Genomic DNA, 20,032 nt, shown 5'->3' with positions numbered 1-20,032 from the left:
ATCAACGGTTCAGGTCAGGCTATACCGGGTCTCTGTATCGCCTGGCCTCCTTGCGGCAACAGTGTGTGATGGTGAAAAACAGAAGATCTCAAGACTATGATAACAACCGATGAGATTCACTTTGCTGAATGGCAACTCTGGCCCCAGCTAAGGATTCTGTTGCACCGGGGTAAGCCGGTAAAAATTTCTGCCAGAGCATTTGATGTTCTGGTGGTTCTGATAAGGGCCGACGGTAAAGCGGTCAGTAAAGCGTCTCTCCTGACCCAGGTGTGGGGAAATGAAATCGTCGAAGAGAACAATCTTCAGGCGCAAATTTCAGCGCTTCGCCGCCTGTTGGGGCGAGACCGGCATCTCCTTGTTACTGAATTTGGCAGTGGCTACCGCTTTAACATCAAGAACGTACCGTTGCAGGCATCTCCCGACCCGGAAATACCGGTTCCGCCTGTTACCCCCTTTTTGAGCTCGATTTTAGGGCGCGACCAGGCGGTGCAGGAACTCTGTGCCCTGCTAAATCAGCACCCTCTGGTGACGATAACCGGTCCAGGCGGCGTGGGAAAGACGCGTCTGGCGTGGGAAGTGGTTAACCAGGCGCACCCGCAATTTCCCGATGGCGTCTGTGTGGCGGAACTGGCCCATATTACCGACGCATCCAGCGTGCTCTCCGTTATTTCTCAGGCGTTACATCTTCCCTTAGCCGGTCTTGAACAGGATGCCGATTTACGCCAACAGCTCGCGCGACGTCAGTGTTTGCTGCTTATTGATAACTGTGAGCACGTGACGAGCGAACTGGAACCGCTGATGACGCGGCTTCTGAGACTGGCTCCCCGGATCAAACTGTTATTGACCAGCCAGGTGGCGCTACAGGTTGCTGGTGAACAACAATATTTACTCCCGCCGTTGCAAGTCCCGCAAGAAGAGGGTGCCGATAACGCCACGTTAATCTCTTTTGCCAGCGTCCGTCTCTTTATTGAGCGTGTCCAGGCCAGTGCGCATGATTTCCAACCCTCAGCGCATGAACTGGTGTTGATTGGCGAATTATGCCGTCATCTTGATGGCTTACCCCTGGCTATTGAACTTGCGGCCTCCCGTCTGCCCTTTATGAGTGTGAGTGAGATTTATCAGCGGCTTGAGGACCGCTTCCCGTTATTGAGCAATACCCACCGTTCGCTGGAGCCCAGACATCAGAAAATAGTGACGACGCTGGAGTGGACTTATCAGTTACTCAACGCGCGTGAGCAGCGATTATTCAGAATGCTGGGCATCTTTACCGACACGTTTAGCGTGCAATCCGTCAGTGATTTTCTGCGAACAAAGGACAACCATAGCTGGCAGGTTATTGACGATTTGCAGCGCTTGTTGTCTCTGTCGCTGATTCAGGTCAGCAGCCAGGCGCCTGTTACGCGTTTTCGCCTGCTGGAAACCATGCGCCAGTTCGCCTGCGCGAAGCTCCGGGATGAGGATGAATATGTTGCGCTTGCAGCCGATTTTGCCCATTACAATAGCGTGCTGGTGGAACAGGCGCAGAGGGACTGGCTTAGCTTGCCAACGGAGCAGTGGCGGGAGCGTTATCGTCCCATCCTTAATGATTTGCGACGCGTTTTACAGCAAACATTAACTGAGGGGCGCGATCCCTCAACAGGGCTTGCGGTCTTACAGGCGATGACGCCGTTCTGGATTGAATACTCACTCTATGATGAGTGTCAGCGTCATATTTACCCTCTGCTCTATGAAGATAACGCGCGGGTCGTATTAACGTTACACCAGAGGATGCATCTGTGCGCCGCAGCAGGTAAGGCATCGACCTGGGCAAAAGGCCCGACATCTGAAACCTATTCGGCCTGGCAAACCGCACTGACGCTGGCGGAAAATCTCGACGACAAAGAGATACGTTTACAGGCGCACTATGGGTTATGGCTGTATTGCCTGCGCACGGGCGCTCCTGGTAAAGCGCGTGAACATGCGCAGTCTATGTGCGAACTGGCGCGATCTACCAATGATGCAGAAGCCCATGCCGCCGGGCTGCGTATTCTCGGTGTCTCCCTGCATTTTTTAGGTCAGCATAGCGAAGGCCGCCATTATCTGCTGCAATCTTTGGCCTGGTACGCGCAGGAAAGTATGAGCCACTCCTTCCGTTTTGGTCTCGATCAGGAGACCGCTGGCATGGCTTTTCTGTCTCGTTTGCTCTGGGTTCAGGGGGAGTATAAGGCCGCAAAACAGATGGCGTTGCGCGGCGTTAAAAAAGCCGCGCGTTTGCAGCATGCCTGTTCTCTTTGCTGTGCGCTCGCCGAGGGCGCCTGTATGACAGCGGCGCTTGAACGCCGTCCACGTTGGGTGGTCAGGGCCGCGAACTGGCTTGTTCAACTGGCAGAAAAACATGATTTGTATTTCTGGAAGACCTACGGCGAACTGTTTCTTGTCTGGGCCCAACAGTTCAGTCATATCGATGTCAGTCAAACCACACTGTTCAGTTCGCTGCGGGCGACGGGATTAGACTGGCAATACTCCCCTTTATTGTCAGAAATTGATGGCGCGCTGGCGCAGAAAATCGCCAGCGAGGGGCAAGATAACTGGTGCGCGCCAGAACTGATGCGTCTTTGCGCCACGCAATCACCAAGCCAGGGGCGACGTTTATTGCTGACACAAGCATTGGATAAAGCACGTCAGCAGCAGGCCCACGGCTGGGCTCTGCGTATTGCCTGTTCACTGGCAACCGTTCAGGCCGAAGCCGGGGAAAACGGGTCGGCTAAACAGTTAATTCAGAATGCCTTAAACGATGTCGATGGTTCACACAGGGCGACAGAGGTAAGAAATGCGCTGGCCCTGTGTGCCCGAATAGGGCGTTAATCTTTACGTCCCACGGCAATGAGCATCCCGCTGAGTACGAGAGCGGCCCCCGCAGCAGAAATCAGCGTCCAGCTTTGCGTTGCCTGCCATAACCCGGTGGCTGTCAGGGAACCACAGGCGCCACCAATAAACATAACGCACATAAAGAGGGTGTTCAGACGGTTTCTGGCATCCGGGCGCAACGCGTAAATGGTGTGCTGGTTCGCTATCAGTACACATTGTTCGCCCGCATCCAGCAACAGAATGCCCACCACCATCCCCGCCATACTGTTCCAGCCCCAAAAAACAATCCAGGCCAGCAGCATGAGAATGACGCCCAACATCACCATCCGGAAGGGGCCCTGACGATCGCTGAAACTACCCGCCAGCGGGGCACACAGAATGCCGATTAACCCCAGCGCCGCCAGCGTTCCGGTTACCCCCGCGCCGTAATCGTAGCGATGGGCTAACCAGAATGGGAGGACGGTCCACAGCACGCTGAACGAGGCAAACAGCATGGACTGTGTCAGCGTTGCCTTGCGTACCTGCGGTTCGCTTTTCCACAGTTGCCCGAGCGAACGCAATACCACCAGATAGTTAAATGTTGGCGCAGGCAACGACTGCGAAGGCAAAATGCGCACGATAAAAACGACAGCCAGCAGCGTCATGAGCGCGCCGAACAAAAAGACACCCCGCCAGTCGAAATACTGACCGATAAGACCGCCAATCGCCCGCCCGGCAAGGATACCGGCGAGAACGCCGCTCATCACGGTACCCACGGTTTTACCCCGGGATGACGGCCCGGCGAGAGAGGCAGCCAGCGGCACGATTTGTTGGGCCACGGTTGCAGACATGCCCGTAATAAAAGAGAAAAACACCAGCACGGTAGCCGTTGGGGATAACATCATGCCGAGCAGCGCCAGGAAAAGCACCTGAGCCTGGCGCAGGATCAGCCGCTGACGTTCAATATAATCGCCTAATGGAATGAGAAAGAATAAACCCGCCGCATAACCTAACTGGGTCGCCATGGGGATCAAAGAAACCGCATTCTGTTCATTGGGAAAGGCACCCGCAATCAAATTCAGAACGGATTGATTAAAATAAATATTCGCCACCACGATACAGCAAATAATAGCCAGCATCAGGATCCTGGCAGAAGAAAGCGCGTGGTTGTGGGTCTGCATTGACCACTCCTCACCCTGAATAAAATGTTGCCGCAGTATACGAAGAGGTGCTGCTTAACGCTTTGCGCGTTTTTTTCAGACGTCTGAATTCTGCTGCGCAAGCCCCTGAATGCATTATTTGTTACTCATATTCTTCATCTGGTCATTGTGTTTACTATGAGGAACAACACATGGATTTAAAACTGACAGGAAAAGTGGCCCTGGTCACCGGAGCCCGAACCGGCATTGGTTTTAGCATTTGCGAAGAACTGGCGGTAAACGGGGTGCATTTAGTCATGGTATCCAGACAAGAGTCTGCCCTGATCCTGGCCGCGAAGAAGATTGCCGATAAATATGGTGTTTCGGCGCTGCCTGTTGCCGGGGATGTGACCGATCCCCACCTCCCTGCACGGGTGGTTGAACACGCAGAAACGGTTTTTCAGGGAATTGATTTACTGGTCAATAATGCCGGAAGAGCGCATGCGGGTACTCTGCTCACCACCTCCGAAGAGGACTGGCAATTAATGACGGAGACCAAATTCTCTGCCATGCGGCGCTTTTGTAAAGCGGTTATTCCCGGCATGCAGAAGCGAAACTGGGGGCGCATTGTTAATATTTCTTCCATCGGCGGTATCTATCCAAACCCACAACTTACCGTCTCACATGCCCTGAGTGCGGCAATTAACAATCTGACCCGGAGCTTAGCGTTGAGCGTGGCGCCGGATGGTATCCTGGTCAATGCTATTGGTGTGGGCGCTGTCGCGACCGATAACTGGGCGCAGAATATGCTGCCGAATGTCCGCCATCGGCGCCCTGAACTGGCTGAAAAAACGGACGACGAGGTGATGGCACTGCTGGGTAAAGAGAAAACCCCGGTGGGGCGTTTTGGGCTCCCTGAGGATATTGCGGCGATTACGGCTTTCCTGCTCTCAGACAGAAATCAGTTTGTTACCGGGCAGACAATTGAAGCGTCAGGTGGGGCAGAGCGATTTATGTGATTTTTCCGCGTTTGGCTGAACCGCGCCGCAAAGCCGGGGCGGTTCGTCAGTCGGATGGGGGCAGTCAGTGCAACGTGAATAAAGAAAATCGTTGAGATAGTGCGTTATTTTAAATACGGCTACAATCTCAGGCGTTTCTCGTGCATGACTGACACGATGAATATTTTCGATAGTGAGCAGCAAAAAAGCTCACAGGATGATATTTAATAACATGCTGAACAGTAACCATCGCAATATCCGTAGATAACCAAATATATTATATCTTTTGTTTTTAAGCGTAGCAGGTTGGCCATAAATAACTTTGCAGGCTCATGATTATCACGATAAGAACACCGTAATATGCAGGGGCGTTCACATTATTTATGCAACAACCTTAATTTTCTTAGAATATATTTTCCTCGGATCTTTTTTTTGATTTTTTCATTAAATTAAATGGCATTGTTGACGATAAGTAACGTGATAGCCCACTTTTCTGACTCCTCAAAAAGAAATGAAAAATCGCAATCGAATAAGAAGTCAAAATGAAACTATTTTTTAAATATTAAAAAAGAACACTGAGGATACTGCTATGTCAAAGCTGTTACCGTCAATAAAAAATCTGCCTGTGGCTGCCAAACTTTTTGGCGGGTTTGCAGTTTTAATCGTCATTATTGTTTTGTCCTCACTTATCAGCATTCAACAGTCCGCGAGTATCCGTGAGCATGCCTTAAAAGGTAAATTAATCAATGAAATCAGCACCGAGCTCAATACGGCGCGACGTAACCGTTTAACTTATCAATTAAACCATGATGAGAAATCACTGCAGGCGAATAGAGTCGCCATTGATAAGATGGATCAAAAAGCGATTACGGGTCTCGACTTTACCTGGGACAGCGATGCCCGAGTTTTGTTTGATGAATTGCGCACGACTATTCCTGACTATGCCACCCACCGTGATACGTTCGTTAAACTCGAACAGGTGACGGTCGAAAAAGCGCAGAATTTAACCTCTCCAGCTCTCAAAACCCTGCTCGATAAATTCGGTACCCGCCTTGAGCAGCAGGAAACCATTTCAAAAGATGAAGTCGCGTTGTTCAATCGCCTCAATAACACCTGGGCGGCCGCTTATGCAATTCAGTCCTCTGCCGGTAAGCAGGGGATGGACACCTTCAAGACTCAATACGATGAAGCGGCGAAGCTTATTCATTCCGAAAATGTCACTTTTACAGCCGAAGATAAAGAGATGGCTCAGGCATTCCTGAATGGAATGCAGGAGAATGTCGTTGCCTATATTAATGCCCAGAAAGAGTCGCAGAGTGCCGCGACAGCGCTCACCGGCGTTGCAGAAAAAATTAATACCATTACGAATGATTTGGTAACTGGTCAGACTCAGAAAAATATCGATATTATTCAACGTGTGATGATCATTATGGGCATCGTCGCCGTTTGCGCAGTGCTGACAGGGTTACTGGTTGCCTGGCTGCTTACCCGCCAGATGACCCGCCAGATTAAACACAACCTGACGCTGGCGGAACGCATTGCCGAAGGCGACCTGACCGCGACCATTGAGCCGCAGTCAACCGACGAACTGGGCCGTCTGACAATGGCAATGGGCGTCATGAACGATAAGCTTCGTGACATGATCACCCAAATTAAAGAGTCGGTCATTCACGTGGCGAACGCCTCGTCGGACATCTCCGCAGGCAACACTGACCTTGCCTCCCGCACCGAAGAGCAGTCAGCCGCGGTGGTCGAAACGGCGGCGAGTATGGAAGAGTTGACCTCAACGGTTAAACGCAACGCAGACAATGCGCGTGAGGCCAGCCAGCTTGCAGGCGTGGCGGCAGAGCATGCGCGTTCCGGTGGCAAAATTGTCTGGGACGTGGTCAGCACCATGGAAACCATTACCGAAAGCTCCAACAAAATTACCGACATTATCAGCGTAATAAATGGTATTTCGTTCCAGACCAACATTCTTGCGCTTAACGCAGCCGTTGAGGCGGCGCGCGCCGGTGAGCAGGGGCGCGGTTTCGCGGTGGTGGCGGGTGAAGTAAGAAGCCTTGCCCAACGTAGCGCCCAGGCTGCCAAAGAGATCGAAGGATTGATAAAAGAGTCCGTACAACGTGTGACGACCGGCTCAGAGATGGCGAACAAAGCCGGTACCACCATGGAGCAGATTGTCTCCTCGGTCACCAATGTGAGTGGGATCATGAACGAAATCTCCAGCGCCTCGGAAGAGCAGAGCAGGGGTATCGATCAGATTGGTAAAGCGGTAACGGAGCTCGATTCCACAACCCAGCAGAATGCCGCGCTGGTTCAGGAGTCGTCTGCGGCGTCATTATCACTGGAACAACAGGCCGAACAACTGGCGCAACTGGTTTCCGTGTTCAAACTGAATTCAGAAACGGCGAAGCCAAAATACGCCCCAGCGGCAGCGCGCGCTAAGGTTAGCCTGCGACCCGCGGCATCAACAGCGAACGGCTCTGACTGGGAATCGTTCTGATAACCAGCCAAAAAACGGTGCCCTCTTGAGCGAAGAGGGCACGGCTTAACACGCAACGAGAAGCCCGGAAAACGCCGGGCATTTAACCACTGCGTTGCATCCATCGGCTGAACATACAGCCGGCATTCATCTCAGCTCGTCGGGCCACGCAATAGCGTAGCCAGTATCATTTCTGACAATGTTCGCAAACCCCCTCGGTCCCAGATGCATGCCCGCAATAAGCAGATTTTCACGCACGGCTTGTGCGAGGATTCTTTTGCGCGTGTCTTCGGCCAGCGCGGGGTCGGCATCAAACAAAATCGTCACGGCGGGCTGTGCCGTCTGAATATGCGGATAATGGACAATGTCGCCCCATATCAGCAGGCTTCTTTCATCCGCGTCAATGCGAAACCCGCAATGCCCCGGCGTATGACCCGGTAACCAGACCGGGGTAATGCCCTCTGCGATGTTGTCTGCGCTTAAAAAACGCACATTCTCTGCATAGGCATCCAGCGTTTGTCTGGCCAGACGGAAATTACGCTGGCCGTGCGCACTCGCCTTTTTTAATTTGTCATCATCGCGCCAGTGACTCGCTTCGAGAGGATGCAAAAAGAGTTCCGCATGTTCAAATACAGGCCGTCCTTCGGCATCAAGCAGGCCGCCAATATGGTCCGGATGGCAGTGTGTCAATAATACGCTGTCCACATCGTTATGATTGACGCCGCTAGCCGCGAGCCTGGCTTTAAGCTGGCCCCCCGCGTTGTTCAACCCGCCTGTACCGGCATCAACCAGCATGGTTCGCCCCCGGCCGCGAATAAGATAGCCGTTGATATGGATATTGCCGGGCTCAGCCATTCCGGCCTGGCGCTGAATGGCTGCGGCATCCGCTGCTGCAATGCCTGACAATAAATCCAGGCTGACAGACATATCGCCATCACTCAGCGCCGTTACCTGAAAATCGCCAATCTGACATGTTGGGAAGAAGGGCGCGTTCATCGGTATCTCTCCTGAGGATAAAATTCATTCCACTCTTGCTCGCTCTTTGGATCGGTATATGAGCACTCCACCAAATACAACATTGTCCTGCCTCCGCATGAGTACCAGCAGACAACCATTCACTCTGCTTAATGATTTTTCCTCATGCTATAAGGTGTTTTGTGGCCTGAAAATCGATAATATTTCACCAGTCAGTGATATTTACTCACTAAACGGCATGGTCAGTTGCGAAAGAGAGCACCTTATATGCGCAGAAAAATACCCAGTAGCACTTCCCTGCAGGCCTTTGATGCCGCCGCACGACACGGCAACTTTGCCAGGGCTGCCGAGGAACTCTCGCTGACGGAAGGGGCCATCAGCCGCCAGATAGCGCGCCTTGAATCGCTGCTCAACTGTAAACTGTTTGACCGGACAGGAAGCCGCGTAAAGCTTAATCCTGCCGGAGCACGCTATGCCCGGCATGTTCACGAAACGCTGGAGCGGCTCGAAAGAGACACCCAGTACATCATGGGGTTACCCGAGGGGGGCAAGAGTCTGGATATTGCCGTCCTGCCGACCTTTTCCAGCCGATGGCTGATCCCCCGTCTGCATAGCTTCATGTCGTTGTACCCGGACATAACCTTAAATATTGCCGCCAGCACCGACCCGTTTATTCTCACCGGAAGCGGCTTTGACGCCGTGGTTCATTTTGAACATCCCGCGTGGGCCGGCATGCGCACGCAGTTTCTGTTTCAGGAAACGCTGGTTCCGGTGTGTCACCCTTCGCTGTTATCGCAACAGGATATTTTTGAACAGTTAAACGCACTACCGCGCATTCACCGACGGCAAAATCCCGAGGCGTGGCATCTGTATGCCCGGGAAAAGGGGATAAACCTGGATAACCCAGGGCAGGGGGTTCGCTACGATCTGCACGAAATGGCAATAGCCGCCGTGATGGCAAGGCAGGGCGTGGCGCTGGTGCCGGGGATGTATGTTGAAAATGAGTTGAAGCGTGGCCTGCTGGTTTCACCCTGGCCAGAATCAACAACCCTCAGCAAACGCTTCTGTTTAGTCAAACCGAGCGAAACGGGAGTGAATAACGCCGCATTAGAGGATTTCGAGCGCTGGTTACTTGCTGAAATAGCGCCCCATCCAGACGCATTGGCGAAAAAGCTTTAACAGTAAAAGTCTCTGTCAGAAAGCGTGCAGGGCCGGTCTCTTAGCGTTGTGACACTACAAATATTAGGGATCGGGTGCGGGTAGCTTGCTGTTGACCTCAAGTTAACTTGGGCTTTTATGATGCTGCCACGGACCAAGAGGGAGTTATTCTGGATATGAAAGATATTGATGTTGGATTCACCCATGTTGCTTTTATGGTCAGGGACCTGGAGAAAAGTATTGCGTTCTATCGCCGCTATGCAGGTATGGAGGTCGTACATCAGCGCGAACCCGGCATTCCGGATGCGCGCAAGGTCGCGTGGTTAAGCGATCATACCCGTCCGTTTGCGCTGGTGCTGGTTCAGGCGGACACCGTAACGGATACGCCGCTTGGCCATTTTGGTCACCTTGGCGTTGCCTGTGCAACCCGCGAAGAGATTGACCGCAAAACCGAGATGGCAATCGCGGAAGGTGTATTAAGAAAAGCGCCGGAAAACCTGGGTGACCCCGTCGGTTACTATGTGTTTTTTGCCGACCCGGACGGCAATACGTTAGAACTGTCATTCGGCCAACGTGTTGGGCTTGAAGCGATCGCCTCTGTAGACAGTGGCGCCCAAACGCAGGAACGATAAACACAGATCGTACCGCCTCGCAGATTTTCGTTTGCGGGGCTTGCAACATATCGATGCGGCTCATCGCCCGGATAATTAACGATAAGAGAAGATGCATGACACAGGCGTTGCCGCTACTCACCCCGCGATTATTATTGCGCAAACTGACACCCGCTGATTTACCGCAGCTTGCGCGCTACCGTAACCTGCCCGAGGTCGCCCGGTTTCAGAGCTGGGATCAGTACACTGAGCATGATGCGCAGACCTTATATGCGCAGCAGTGTTCGCTGGCGTTCAACAGCGAGGGGACCTGGTATCAACTGGCCGTTGAGCGGCTGGACGTGGGGGCGCTCATCGGTGATATCGGTATCCATTTCTTTGACGAGGGAAGACAGGTTGAACTGGGGATGACCTTTGATGTGGCGTATCAGAAGCAAGGTTTTGCCAGGGAAGCAATGGGTACCCTCATCGCGATGCTGTTTAATGATTTTGCAAAGCACCGACTCACCGCTGTTGTGGATACCCGCAATACAGCGGCTGTGAACCTGCTGGAAAAACTCGGTTTTTGCCGCGAAGCACATTACCGGCAGAATATTTTCTTTAAAGGCGCGTGGGGTGATGAGTATCTCTATGCGCTGTTAAAGAGCGACTATAGGCAGGCTTCTGCTGCATCGTCCGTGTAAGTCACCGCCACGTCATCATTTTGTCCGGCACGCGTCTTCGATACCAGTACGTTGCCGGACACCCTGCTTACCGGCTGCGGGGCTCTGTTATTTCTCTGGCACAGAGATGCGCCGCTATGGTCATATGAGTCATTACTCATCAACAGAGCGAAAAGCATGCGTAATCTTCCACCTACTGCCACCTTGCGCGCGTTTGAGGTCGCCACGCGCCATGCCACCTTTACCTCTGCCGCCGAAGAACTTTTCATTACCCAAAGCGCCGTCAGCCATCAGCTAAAAAACCTTGAGGAACTCTGGGGGTTGCAACTTTTTCAGCGCGGTAAAACCCTGAGCCTGACACCTGCCGGTGCAGCGCTCGCGCCGCTGGTGCGCGAATTTTTCAGCAAACTGGATACGACCCTTGCCGATCTGCGTGAACAAAATGGTCGGGTAAGATTGCGTGTCAACACCACCTATTCGTTTGCGCTGAAATGGCTGTTGCCGCGCCTGCCCGCCCTGGCGCGGTTACATCCGGAGATTCTGGTGTCGCTGGACAGTTCGGATAAAGCCATCAATTTTGCGGGGAGCGAGTCCGATGTGGCCATTCGCTTTGGTCACGGTAACTATCCTGGGCTCTTTACCGAGTTTTTGTTTCGCGAGCAGATTTTTCCGGTCGCCAGCCCGTCACTTTTGCAGCGTTTTGGTACGCCTGCTGAACCCGCCGAACTGCTGCGCTACCCGCTGCTCACGCGTGACGGCGCTGACCTGGTGCCAAAATGGGACGCCTGGTTTGAGCAAACCGGCGTCAATATCAACGTCCTGCATGAGAGTGTGCGCTTCGCGGATACCAACATGACGATTGAAGCCGCGCTTCTCGGGCAGGGTATTGCGCTGGCGCGCAGCGGACATGTGGAAAAAGAGATTGCCGAGGGGACGTTGACACGGCTTTTTGATATCCGGTTTCCTTCACCGGCCGCCTATTACTTTGTCTGCCCGCAGGGGATTGAAACCCAGCCGCATGTTGTGAAATTCCGCCACTGGTTACTGGATGAGTCACTGCAGGCGCAGCGGCGGTATCGTTAAGGTATGAGTATTTATTCATGGCGGGATGACAACACTTCACTGTTCATCGTGTTCAGGGCTGTTTAGCATCAATGCATGTCTGTAACGATAATTTCGCTGACGCTATTTGCAGCCTTGCTGCATGCCACCTGGAATGCGCTCTTACACGGGGGCGCAGACAGGCTATGGTCGATGACCATCATGTGCGTTGCCATTGCGCTGGCAAGCGCAGCCGCTGCCCTGTTTCTGCCGCTACCCGCTCGCGCAAGCTGGACATATGCGCTGCTGTCCGCGCTGCTGCATGTGGGCTATAACTGGTGTCTGGTACGCAGTTATCAGCGTGGCGAGCTAAGCCAAACCTACCCGGTTGCACGAGGCTCTTCGCCGCTGCTGATCACCTGCGCGGCGGCGCTGTTCGCCGGTGAAAAAATCGCCTTTCATACTCTTTGCGGCATCGTACTCGTTTCGTCCGGGATCCTGATGCTGGCATTCAGACAGCGTCGGCTGGCAATGCCGGGGGTGAAACAGGCCCTGGCGACCGGGGTTTTTATCGCCGCCTACAGCGTGGCTGATGGTATGGGGGTACGGCTTTCCGGCAATGCGCTCTCTTATACCGTGTGGATGAGCATGCTCTGGGGGCTGCTGATGCCGGTGCTTTATATCATCCTGCGTGATAGCAAAAGTTTGCTTCGCTGGCAGCCAGGCTTGCTGAGTGCGGCGGCAGGCGGGCTGGTATCTCTGCTGGCTTACGGCATCATTATTTTCGCCATGGACGCCTCACCGATGGGCGCCGTTTCCGCGCTGCGTGAAACCAGCGTGCTGTTTGTGGCGGTGCTCGGTTACCTGTTTTTCGGCGAAGCGTTGACGTTTAGAAAACTACTGGCGTGCGTGGTGATTGTCACCGGCACACTGATCATGGGCTAAGTGAATCAGGAGAATCAACGATGTCAGAAAATCCGTCCATCGCGCTAATTGGCCCCGGTGCAATCGGCACAACCATTGCTGCCGTGTTGCATGAAGCAGGCCGCGCGCCGCGACTTTGCGGACGTACTGCGCATCCGAAGTTAGTGTTGCGTCACGATGAGGGTGAAATTGTGGTGCCGGGGCCGGTATTGACCGATCCGACGAAGATCGATCATCCCTGCGATCTGGTTTTTGTGGCGGTAAAAACAACCCAGAACGCTGACAGCGCTGGCTGGCTGAGCGCGTTGTGTGATGAAAATACGGTGGTCTGTGCGCTGCAAAACGGCGTGGAACAAAAAAACCAGCTTGCCCCCTGGGTCAATGGCGCAACGGTACTGCCCTCAGTGGTCTGGTTCCCGGCGCAGCGTGAAGCGGATGCCTCCGTCTGGCTGCGTGCGAGCCCGCGACTGACGCTGCCGGATGTCCCACAGGCAAACCGGGTCGTGGAGGCCTTGCAGGGGACGCGCTGCGCGGTTGAGCTGTCGGCAGATTTTCCCTCTGTCGCCTGGCGTAAATTGTTGCAAAATGCGGCGGCCGGTTTGATGGTCCTTGCCAATCGCCGCGCCGGAATGTTCTCCCGCGAAGATATCAGTGAACTGACGCTGGCGTATTTGCGCGAGTGCCTGTCCGTTGCCAGGGCGGAGGGTGCGGAGCTGGGCGACGCGGTCGCGCAGGAGATTCTGGCGGGTTTTAAACGCGCGCCAGCCGATTTAGGAACCTCGATTCTTGCTGACCGTCAGGCTAACCGACCAATGGAGTGGGATATTCGCAACGGCGTCATACAACGTTATGGTCACCTTCACGGTATTCCCGTTCCCATCAGCGATGTGCTGGTCCCTCTGCTGGCGGCGGGCAGCGAAGGGCCGGGCTGATCCGCGCCGGATTGATGATTGACCTCTGCAAGCGCCGCCTCTTTTAAGCCGTCTTCCCCGAAGACGGCCTGGCCGCGCGTCATCAGCGTGAGCTAAACGGCGCATAATCCATCCCGCTGCTGCGACCCGCAAGGGCAGCAGAACTAACCTGCACAGACAGACGTTATCGCCTTCCCCAAAAACTATCCTTTTCCTTTAAAATTATACTGGATATTTAACCAGGTAATTGTATACTAATTCTGCAAGTTGGTTGTTTTTTAGCATAAGTGGTGAACGCTATGGTGATTCCTTTGGACACTCTCAATTTGAACGATCGGTCGCCGAGGATGAGCAGCCGTGAAATCGCAAAGCTGACAGGGATAGCCCACAACGAAGTCAAACGCATGGTCAAAAGCCTCGAGACAACGCAGCGTTTGTCGCAACCGGTACAGATGCAGCTCTATGAACGGGAAGGGGAGATGCGTCAGGAGTTCCTGCTTAACAAGCGGGATTCCGTGTTGACCGTGGCGCGTATCTCACCCGGTTTTACCGCCGATATCCTGGACAAATGGCAAGAGCGCGAGCAAACCATGAATCTGCCGGACTTCACCAACCCTGCGGCGGCGGCTCACGCCTGGGCCGAACAGTATGAAAAGCGTCAGCAGGCAGAAGCGCAGCTCGCGCTGACACTGCCAAAGGCTGAGTTTTTTGACTGGTTCGTCAACGTCGATGAGTCGCTGGGTTTCCGCCAGCTTTGTAAAATGCTCAAGGCAAAAGAGCCCGAGTTTCGTCAGTTTTTGCTGGAGCGCAATATCATGCAGCGCGTCAGCGGGACGTTACTGCCAGCGAAGCAGTATAGCCAGGCGGGCTATTTTACGGTGCACGATGGCGTCGGTGAAAACCAGCGCACCTGGTCACAGGCGCGCTTCACCGCGCGGGGCGTGAAGTGGATTGCCGGGCTGTGGGCCGGGCATCTTGCCTCACGTCAGATAGATCTGCGCCCGCCTGAACGTACTGAACCCAGCGCGCCAGGCCGCAACTGGCTATAAGTGCTGCGCTGGGGTGTCCGTGCTTTTGTGAATGCCCATCGCCATTACCTGCGCCGGGTGGAATAGCGATAAGCTTTCCACCTGCGACAGAAGCAGGACTTTGCGGAAATCTACCGCCGTGCGCACGTCGATATCATGGGCGTCGTACCATGCGCTGTAGTTGTGCTCAACGTGCAGGTCCAGGGTTTCGCGGTCACGATAACCGCTCAGCATCGGGATCAGCACAATGTTATTGGCATCCGCGCTATCGAAGGTGGCGGTATGGATCATGCCAATATAGATGCGCTGCGACGTCAGGGTTATCCAGGCGAGATCGCCTTTCTCCATACACTGATAAACCAGCCCCTCAACGCCGTTGGCGCGGGACAAATGCTTATACAACTCCCTGCGCCCGCTGGTATCAAGGCGGGCGGTTGGCGACCAGTTAGAACGCCACAAACAAAAAACGACGGCGAAGGCCAGCATAATGACTACCGGTGCCTGGATGCCTAAAAAGGTCCAGTTCATAAACGTCATATGCCAGTGGTGATATTCCGGGCCAAAAATGCCGGGTAACGCATTGGTGACGAGTGAGCCTGTCAACAGCGCCAGCCATAAAACGGCGGTGGCCAGCATGCCCTGCAAAACGAACACGCAGCCATACAAGGCGACAAGGAAATAGACATCCCAGCCAAAGCTACGTTTGAATTTGAAACGGGTGGAGAGGTCATGCGAGCTGTACCAGTAACCACAGACCATCAAAACCATAAAAATCGCTGTGCCCATCCCTAAGCCCTCTTTAACGCATCGACATGCCGTTTGAAATCATCCTGCACCTTCTGGCAGTGGATATTCACCGACGTGTTACCATCTGCGTCAACAACGATCCGCTCGCCATCCTCAATGGCGTCCTGAATTTCACTGTGGCTCATCACCTGCAATAAGGCGTCCGGGCTGGCAAATAAAGATTTAAAAAACGTTCTCATCAAAAGACCTCCGGCACTAAGTATAGAGGCAAGTGAAAACTCTTCTGGTTGCAGCAGGCGTGAAGAAGAGGATGAGAAGAAAATCCAGATTATCGCTACCCGGCGAAAATACCGCTTTACTGGTCTTCTTCACGTTTGCGGCGCAGCGCCAATAAAGGCGTCACCGATATGCCATGGATAAATACGCTGAGGGTAACAACCGTAATGGCAATATCCGTCATCCTGTTTGCCTCGCTTCCCGCCAGGCCATGAACCCAGGCATAAGCGATATAGTTCAGACTACCGATGCCCCGGATACCGAGCCACCCGAGGCTTATGCGATGAAACAGCGATTCGTTTGCGCGCCATGTCAGGATGAATACCGCCAGTGGCCGGACGACCACAAAGATAATCAATGCCAGCATCAGGGCAGTGGCGTCCCAGTGTAATGCGAAGGTCACCCCCAGAACGATGACCAGCGTGGCGGCCAGCAAACGCTCCACCGTATCGCCAAAAGACAACGCATCGCCGATGACGAGACCGACTTGCTTTATTGGGTTGCGCTCTTCCAGCGCATGTCGGGTATGGGGATTCACCTGCATTTCCGCAGGTAAATCATGGTCGTCTTCCTCAGAATGGCGTTTCTGCACGCTCACTTCCGCACTACGCAAGCCAACACCTGCGGCAAACGCCGCCAAAAAACCGGACGCACTCACCGACATGGCCAGCGAGAAGCTCAGACAGATAAGGGAAAGCGCGATGAAATCGCTGGGGGCGACTTCCCCTTGCGCATGGCGGGAATGGGTGGCTGCAAGGCCAATGACTCTGCCAAGAAGAAAACCGATCGCTAACCCGCCAATCAGCGCCCAGACCAGATCGACACTCACCCAGCGTAGCCATTCATCGGCACCGATCGTACCGCCTGCTTTATACCAGACCACCGCCAGCATCAGAAACGGCAGGGCGGTACCGTCGTTCAGACCGGCCTCGCTGGATAACGCGATGCGCAGCCGGTCGCCATCGCGGGCGTCGTTGATTGCCACCAGACTTGCCAGCACGGGGTCGGTGGGGGCCAGGATAGCGGCTAACGCCAGCGAGAGGGGCCAGGAGAGATCTGCCAGAAAATGTGCCGCGACCATGATGCCTGCGATAGTTAACAGCATACCGGGCAGGGCCAGCATCCAGCCCATTTTCCAGTACGGGGAGCTGAGCGGCAGGCGAATTTTAAGGCCGGTAATAAACAACGAGGCCGCCATCGCAATCTCGGTTATTCGGCTGGTTAAGGAGGCGTGTTGGACGATATCAAGATTAATCAGGCCAAGACCCCAGGGGCCACAGCCGATACCGACGATAAGATACAGCCCAAAGACGGGGACCGGTACGCGGCTAATCCACCCATAGGACAACGACATCAAAAGTAATAAACCACCGGTTGCTGCGGTCCACGCCAGATATCCCATACACCTCCTCAATCCTCAGCACAGCGTCTGCTCATCGAAAGGGTATAGCCCTTAACCGGGCGTTCTTCCAGGGCGGACAGTGCGTACAAAGAACAAGCAATGACTTCATCTTTTTGAAAGTAAAGGGATTGTATGACCTGGATACTCCTAATTCTGGTTTTAAATACGCCTTATGTGAAATTTCCTAAGCTTTATTGACGCGAATTTACAAAAGAGGTGGGCTGTGTCACAGACTACATCGCCTTTATGGGCGCGCGTCACCGGTGTTCTGGTGACCCTTTTCGGACTCGCATTTTTGCTGCCCGGCGGCTGGCTGGCCTTTATTGGCGGTTCGCCCGGATATCTGCTTTTTGGCTGCGGCTTCCTGTTCAGCGGCGTGTTGTTGTGGCGAAAGCGTCTGGCCGGGGTCTGGATTTATCTTTTCACCTTTGTCCTGTGCGTCATCTGGTCTTTATGGGAAGTCGGCCTGGATGGCTGGCAACTGATGCCTCGTTTACTGCTGCCTGCGGTTTTGGGCGCGTGGGTAAGCATGCCCTGGGTGGTTCGCCCTCTGACGCTCTCTGCGCCAGCCAGACGAAATGGCAGCGCCATCGCCCTGGTGTATGTGGTCGCGATTATCGGCATTTTCTGGAGCGGCTGGCAGATTTCGGATGCGCGTTTTGTTCATCATCAGCCATTTCCGGCGGAGAAAACAACCGCCCTGACAGACGGCGAAAAGGACTGGAAATATTACGGGCGCACTGCTGAGGGGCAGCGATATTCACCGCTGGCGCAGATCACGCCTGCGAATGTCGCGCAACTGAAACTGGCGTGGCGCTTTGACTCTGGCGATGTCATGCAAAAGGGGGAAGACAAAGCCGGGCGTGAATTTAACCTTGAAGTGACGCCCATCAAGGTGGGTAATGCGCTCTATATCTGTACGCCCCATCGCCAGGTGATCGCGCTTAATGCCACGACGGGTAAGATGCTGTGGCGGTTCGACCCGCAGAACGATACCTCGGCCAATGAGTATCTGGCCTGCCGCGGTGTGGCATGGAGCGAAAATACCGATGATACAGTTTGCCCGCAAAAAATTATCACGACCACGGCGGATGCCCGTATGGTGGCGCTCAACGCACAGACGGGTAAGCCCTGTGCAAACTTCGGTAAGAATGGCTTTGTCAGCCTGACCGATCATCTGGGCGATGTGCCGCCCGGTTTCCATTTCATCACCTCACAGCCGATGGTGATGGATGGACGCATTGTGCTGGGGGGCTGGATATACGATAACCAGTCTACCGGCGAGCCCTCCGGCGTTGTCCGGGCCTATGATGTCAACAGCGGTGAACTGGCCTGGGCCTGGGATATGGGGCGTAATCCGCCCACCGCGCCGCTTAACCCCGGTGAGAACTATACGCGCGGGACGCCGAACGGTTGGGGAACCTATACCGCGGATGCTCAACTGGGGTTGATTTATATTCCGTTGGGCAATGCCACGCCCGATTATTATGGTGCGGGTCGACGCCCCTTTGATGACCGTTACTCCAGCGCCATTGTGGCGCTGGATATCCGCAGCGGGGAGGAGCGCTGGCACTACCAGACGGTACATCATGATGTCTGGGATTATGATGTGCCCATTGGCCCAACGTTAATTGACCTGCCCGCTGAGGGTGGTGAAACGGTACCCGCATTGGTGCAGACCACCAAAATGGGACAGTTGTTCTTGCTCGACCGACGAACGGGCACACCGCTGGCGCAGGTTAACGAAAAGCCCGTTCCACAGCATCCCTCGCTGCCCGGCGAGCGTTTATCGGCAACACAACCTGACTCCGTGGGGATGCCGGATCTCTCTCCGGCTGATTTGCGCGAAACCGATATGTGGGGTGCCACCCCGTTTGATCAGCTCTGGTGTCGCATCCAGTTCCACCGTTACCGCTATCAGGGTAAATTCACGCCGCCTGCACAAGGCACGTCCATTGCCTATCCGGCCTTTGACGGCGTGATTGACTGGTACGGCGCCTCTGTCGATCCGCGCCATCATGTGCTGATTGCCAATACCAGCTATATCCCGTTCACCATGCAGGTAATGAAGAGTGAAGAGGCGATTAAGCAGGGATTAATGCAGAAATGGGCCGGTTGGGGAAGTGGAAAACCCTATCCCAAACCGAAAGAGTTTTCCGTCGGGCCGCAATATGGCACCCCCTGGGCGGCCATCGTTAAACCCTGGCTGGGCGCACTGGATGCCCCGTGCAACGCGCCGCCGTGGGGGAAAATCTACGCCATCGACCTGGTGAGCAAAAAGATTATCTGGGAGCGTCCGGCGGGAACCACCCGCGATATGAACATTTTCGGCACCCATACCAATCTGCCCCTGCCGACCGGGATTTTCATGATGGGGGGAAATGTCATCACCCAAAGTGGGCTGATTTTTACCGGCGCCACAGCGGATGATTACCTGCGCGCGTTTGACGAGGCCAGCGGCAAAGAACTCTGGCGCGCACGGCTTCCGGCAGGAGGACAGGCAACGCCAATGACCTATCAGGGCGATGACGGCAAACAGTATGTGGTTATCGCTGCCGGTGGGCATGGGGGGCTGGGAACCCGCTCCGCAGACGCGTTAATGGCGTATGCCTTACCCTGAGTAAGCGTTTATCAGGCCGTCATCCTTTATTTTAATTCTCAGACCTGCTTATTCGGCAGGTCTTTTTTATCGGGCCAGAAAAGGGGGAACTATCGATGTAACTCTCTTTTCTGCTGGTATTATTTTCACAGAGTCTTCATGTAATACTTCAATAAGCGTAACGGTATTTAGGATTTAACATGGCGCTTGCCGCCTGGCTTATTTTCCGTGAGACCGTCTATAGTTAATCTCT

At 54.1% G+C, this 20,032-nt stretch carries 16 protein-coding genes; 11 read left to right on the top strand and 5 right to left on the bottom strand.

Annotated elements, in window-relative coordinates:
- The first annotated feature begins 96 nt into the window (after window positions 1–96).
- Entirely contained in the window at window positions 97–2,844 is a 2,748-nt protein-coding gene (locus ABU190_RS06520) for a winged helix-turn-helix domain-containing protein (RefSeq protein ID WP_354690771.1), read from the top strand.
- Here ABU190_RS06520 and ABU190_RS06515 read toward each other — a convergent pair.
- Window positions 2,841–4,007, bottom strand: a complete 1,167-nt coding sequence (locus ABU190_RS06515) for an MFS transporter (RefSeq protein ID WP_354690770.1) — start codon at window positions 4,005–4,007, stop codon at window positions 2,841–2,843. The genes ABU190_RS06520 and ABU190_RS06515 overlap by 4 nt on opposite strands.
- Window positions 4,008–4,177: 170 nt before the next feature.
- Between ABU190_RS06515 and ABU190_RS06510 the strand changes: the two genes are divergently transcribed.
- Both ABU190_RS06510 and ABU190_RS06505 read left to right on the top strand, forming a co-directional pair.
- Window positions 4,178–4,984, top strand: a complete 807-nt coding sequence (locus tag ABU190_RS06510) for an SDR family oxidoreductase (protein WP_354690769.1) — start codon at window positions 4,178–4,180, stop codon at window positions 4,982–4,984.
- Window positions 4,985–5,552: 568 nt separating this feature from the next.
- Window positions 5,553–7,466 carry a methyl-accepting chemotaxis protein gene (locus ABU190_RS06505; RefSeq protein WP_354690768.1) on the top strand — a complete coding sequence of 638 codons (1,914 nt, stop codon included), beginning with the start codon at window positions 5,553–5,555 and terminating at the stop codon, window positions 7,464–7,466.
- A gap of 126 nt (window positions 7,467–7,592) precedes the next feature.
- On the opposite strand, the gene ABU190_RS06500 is transcribed toward ABU190_RS06505, so the two are convergent.
- The gene (locus ABU190_RS06500) at window positions 7,593–8,441 is read right to left on the bottom strand and encodes an MBL fold metallo-hydrolase (RefSeq protein WP_354690767.1); all 849 of its coding nucleotides are present in this window, start codon (window positions 8,439–8,441) and stop codon (window positions 7,593–7,595) included.
- A gap of 246 nt (window positions 8,442–8,687) precedes the next feature.
- Between ABU190_RS06500 and ABU190_RS06495 the strand changes: the two genes are divergently transcribed.
- From ABU190_RS06495 to ABU190_RS06465, 7 genes are all read left to right on the top strand, one after another.
- Entirely contained in the window at window positions 8,688–9,599 is a 912-nt protein-coding gene (locus tag ABU190_RS06495; RefSeq protein WP_354690766.1) for a LysR substrate-binding domain-containing protein, read from the top strand.
- 155 nt (window positions 9,600–9,754) lie between these two features.
- On the top strand, window positions 9,755–10,210 hold the full coding sequence (locus ABU190_RS06490) for a VOC family protein (RefSeq protein ID WP_354690765.1): 456 nt from the start codon (window positions 9,755–9,757) through the stop codon (window positions 10,208–10,210).
- Window positions 10,211–10,305: 95 nt separating this feature from the next.
- Window positions 10,306–10,872 carry a GNAT family protein gene (locus tag ABU190_RS06485; RefSeq protein WP_354690764.1) on the top strand — a complete coding sequence of 189 codons (567 nt, stop codon included), beginning with the start codon at window positions 10,306–10,308 and terminating at the stop codon, window positions 10,870–10,872.
- Window positions 10,873–11,028: 156 nt separating this feature from the next.
- Window positions 11,029–11,934: a transcriptional regulator GcvA gene (gene gcvA, locus ABU190_RS06480; RefSeq protein WP_039079306.1), complete on the top strand. Its 906-nt coding sequence runs from the start codon at window positions 11,029–11,031 to the stop codon at window positions 11,932–11,934.
- 75 nt (window positions 11,935–12,009) lie between these two features.
- On the top strand, window positions 12,010–12,837 hold the full coding sequence (locus ABU190_RS06475) for a DMT family transporter (RefSeq protein WP_354690763.1): 828 nt from the start codon (window positions 12,010–12,012) through the stop codon (window positions 12,835–12,837).
- Window positions 12,838–12,857: 20 nt separating this feature from the next.
- A complete protein-coding gene (locus ABU190_RS06470; protein ID WP_354690762.1) occupies window positions 12,858–13,748 on the top strand; it encodes an oxidoreductase in 891 nt (296 codons plus the stop codon).
- Between the two features lie 278 nt (window positions 13,749–14,026).
- Window positions 14,027–14,776, top strand: coding sequence for a phage antirepressor KilAC domain-containing protein (locus ABU190_RS06465; protein ID WP_039079303.1), 750 nt, complete (start codon window positions 14,027–14,029; stop codon window positions 14,774–14,776).
- On the opposite strand, the gene ABU190_RS06460 is transcribed toward ABU190_RS06465, so the two are convergent.
- The 3 genes from ABU190_RS06460 to ABU190_RS06450 all read right to left on the bottom strand — a co-directional run bounded on the left by ABU190_RS06460 (window position 14,771) and on the right by ABU190_RS06450 (window position 17,180).
- Complete coding sequence (locus ABU190_RS06460) at window positions 14,771–15,541, bottom strand: hypothetical protein (RefSeq protein WP_354690761.1); 771 nt, start codon at window positions 15,539–15,541, stop codon at window positions 14,771–14,773. The genes ABU190_RS06465 and ABU190_RS06460 overlap by 6 nt on opposite strands.
- Before the next feature lie 2 nt (window positions 15,542–15,543).
- Window positions 15,544–15,741 carry a hypothetical protein gene (locus ABU190_RS06455; RefSeq protein WP_039079301.1) on the bottom strand — a complete coding sequence of 66 codons (198 nt, stop codon included), beginning with the start codon at window positions 15,739–15,741 and terminating at the stop codon, window positions 15,544–15,546.
- Window positions 15,742–15,857: 116 nt separating this feature from the next.
- The gene (locus tag ABU190_RS06450; RefSeq protein WP_354690760.1) at window positions 15,858–17,180 is read right to left on the bottom strand and encodes a cation:proton antiporter; all 1,323 of its coding nucleotides are present in this window, start codon (window positions 17,178–17,180) and stop codon (window positions 15,858–15,860) included.
- A gap of 223 nt (window positions 17,181–17,403) precedes the next feature.
- Between ABU190_RS06450 and ABU190_RS06445 the strand changes: the two genes are divergently transcribed.
- A complete protein-coding gene (locus ABU190_RS06445) occupies window positions 17,404–19,800 on the top strand; it encodes a membrane-bound PQQ-dependent dehydrogenase, glucose/quinate/shikimate family (protein ID WP_354690759.1) in 2,397 nt (798 codons plus the stop codon).
- Window positions 19,801–20,032: the final 232 nt, after the last annotated feature.

It is taken from the genome of Phytobacter sp. RSE-02 (assembly GCF_040578655.1).
Lineage (GTDB): Bacteria > Pseudomonadota > Gammaproteobacteria > Enterobacterales > Enterobacteriaceae > Phytobacter > Phytobacter diazotrophicus.
This window is presented reverse-complemented; position numbering and strand designations above follow the sequence as displayed.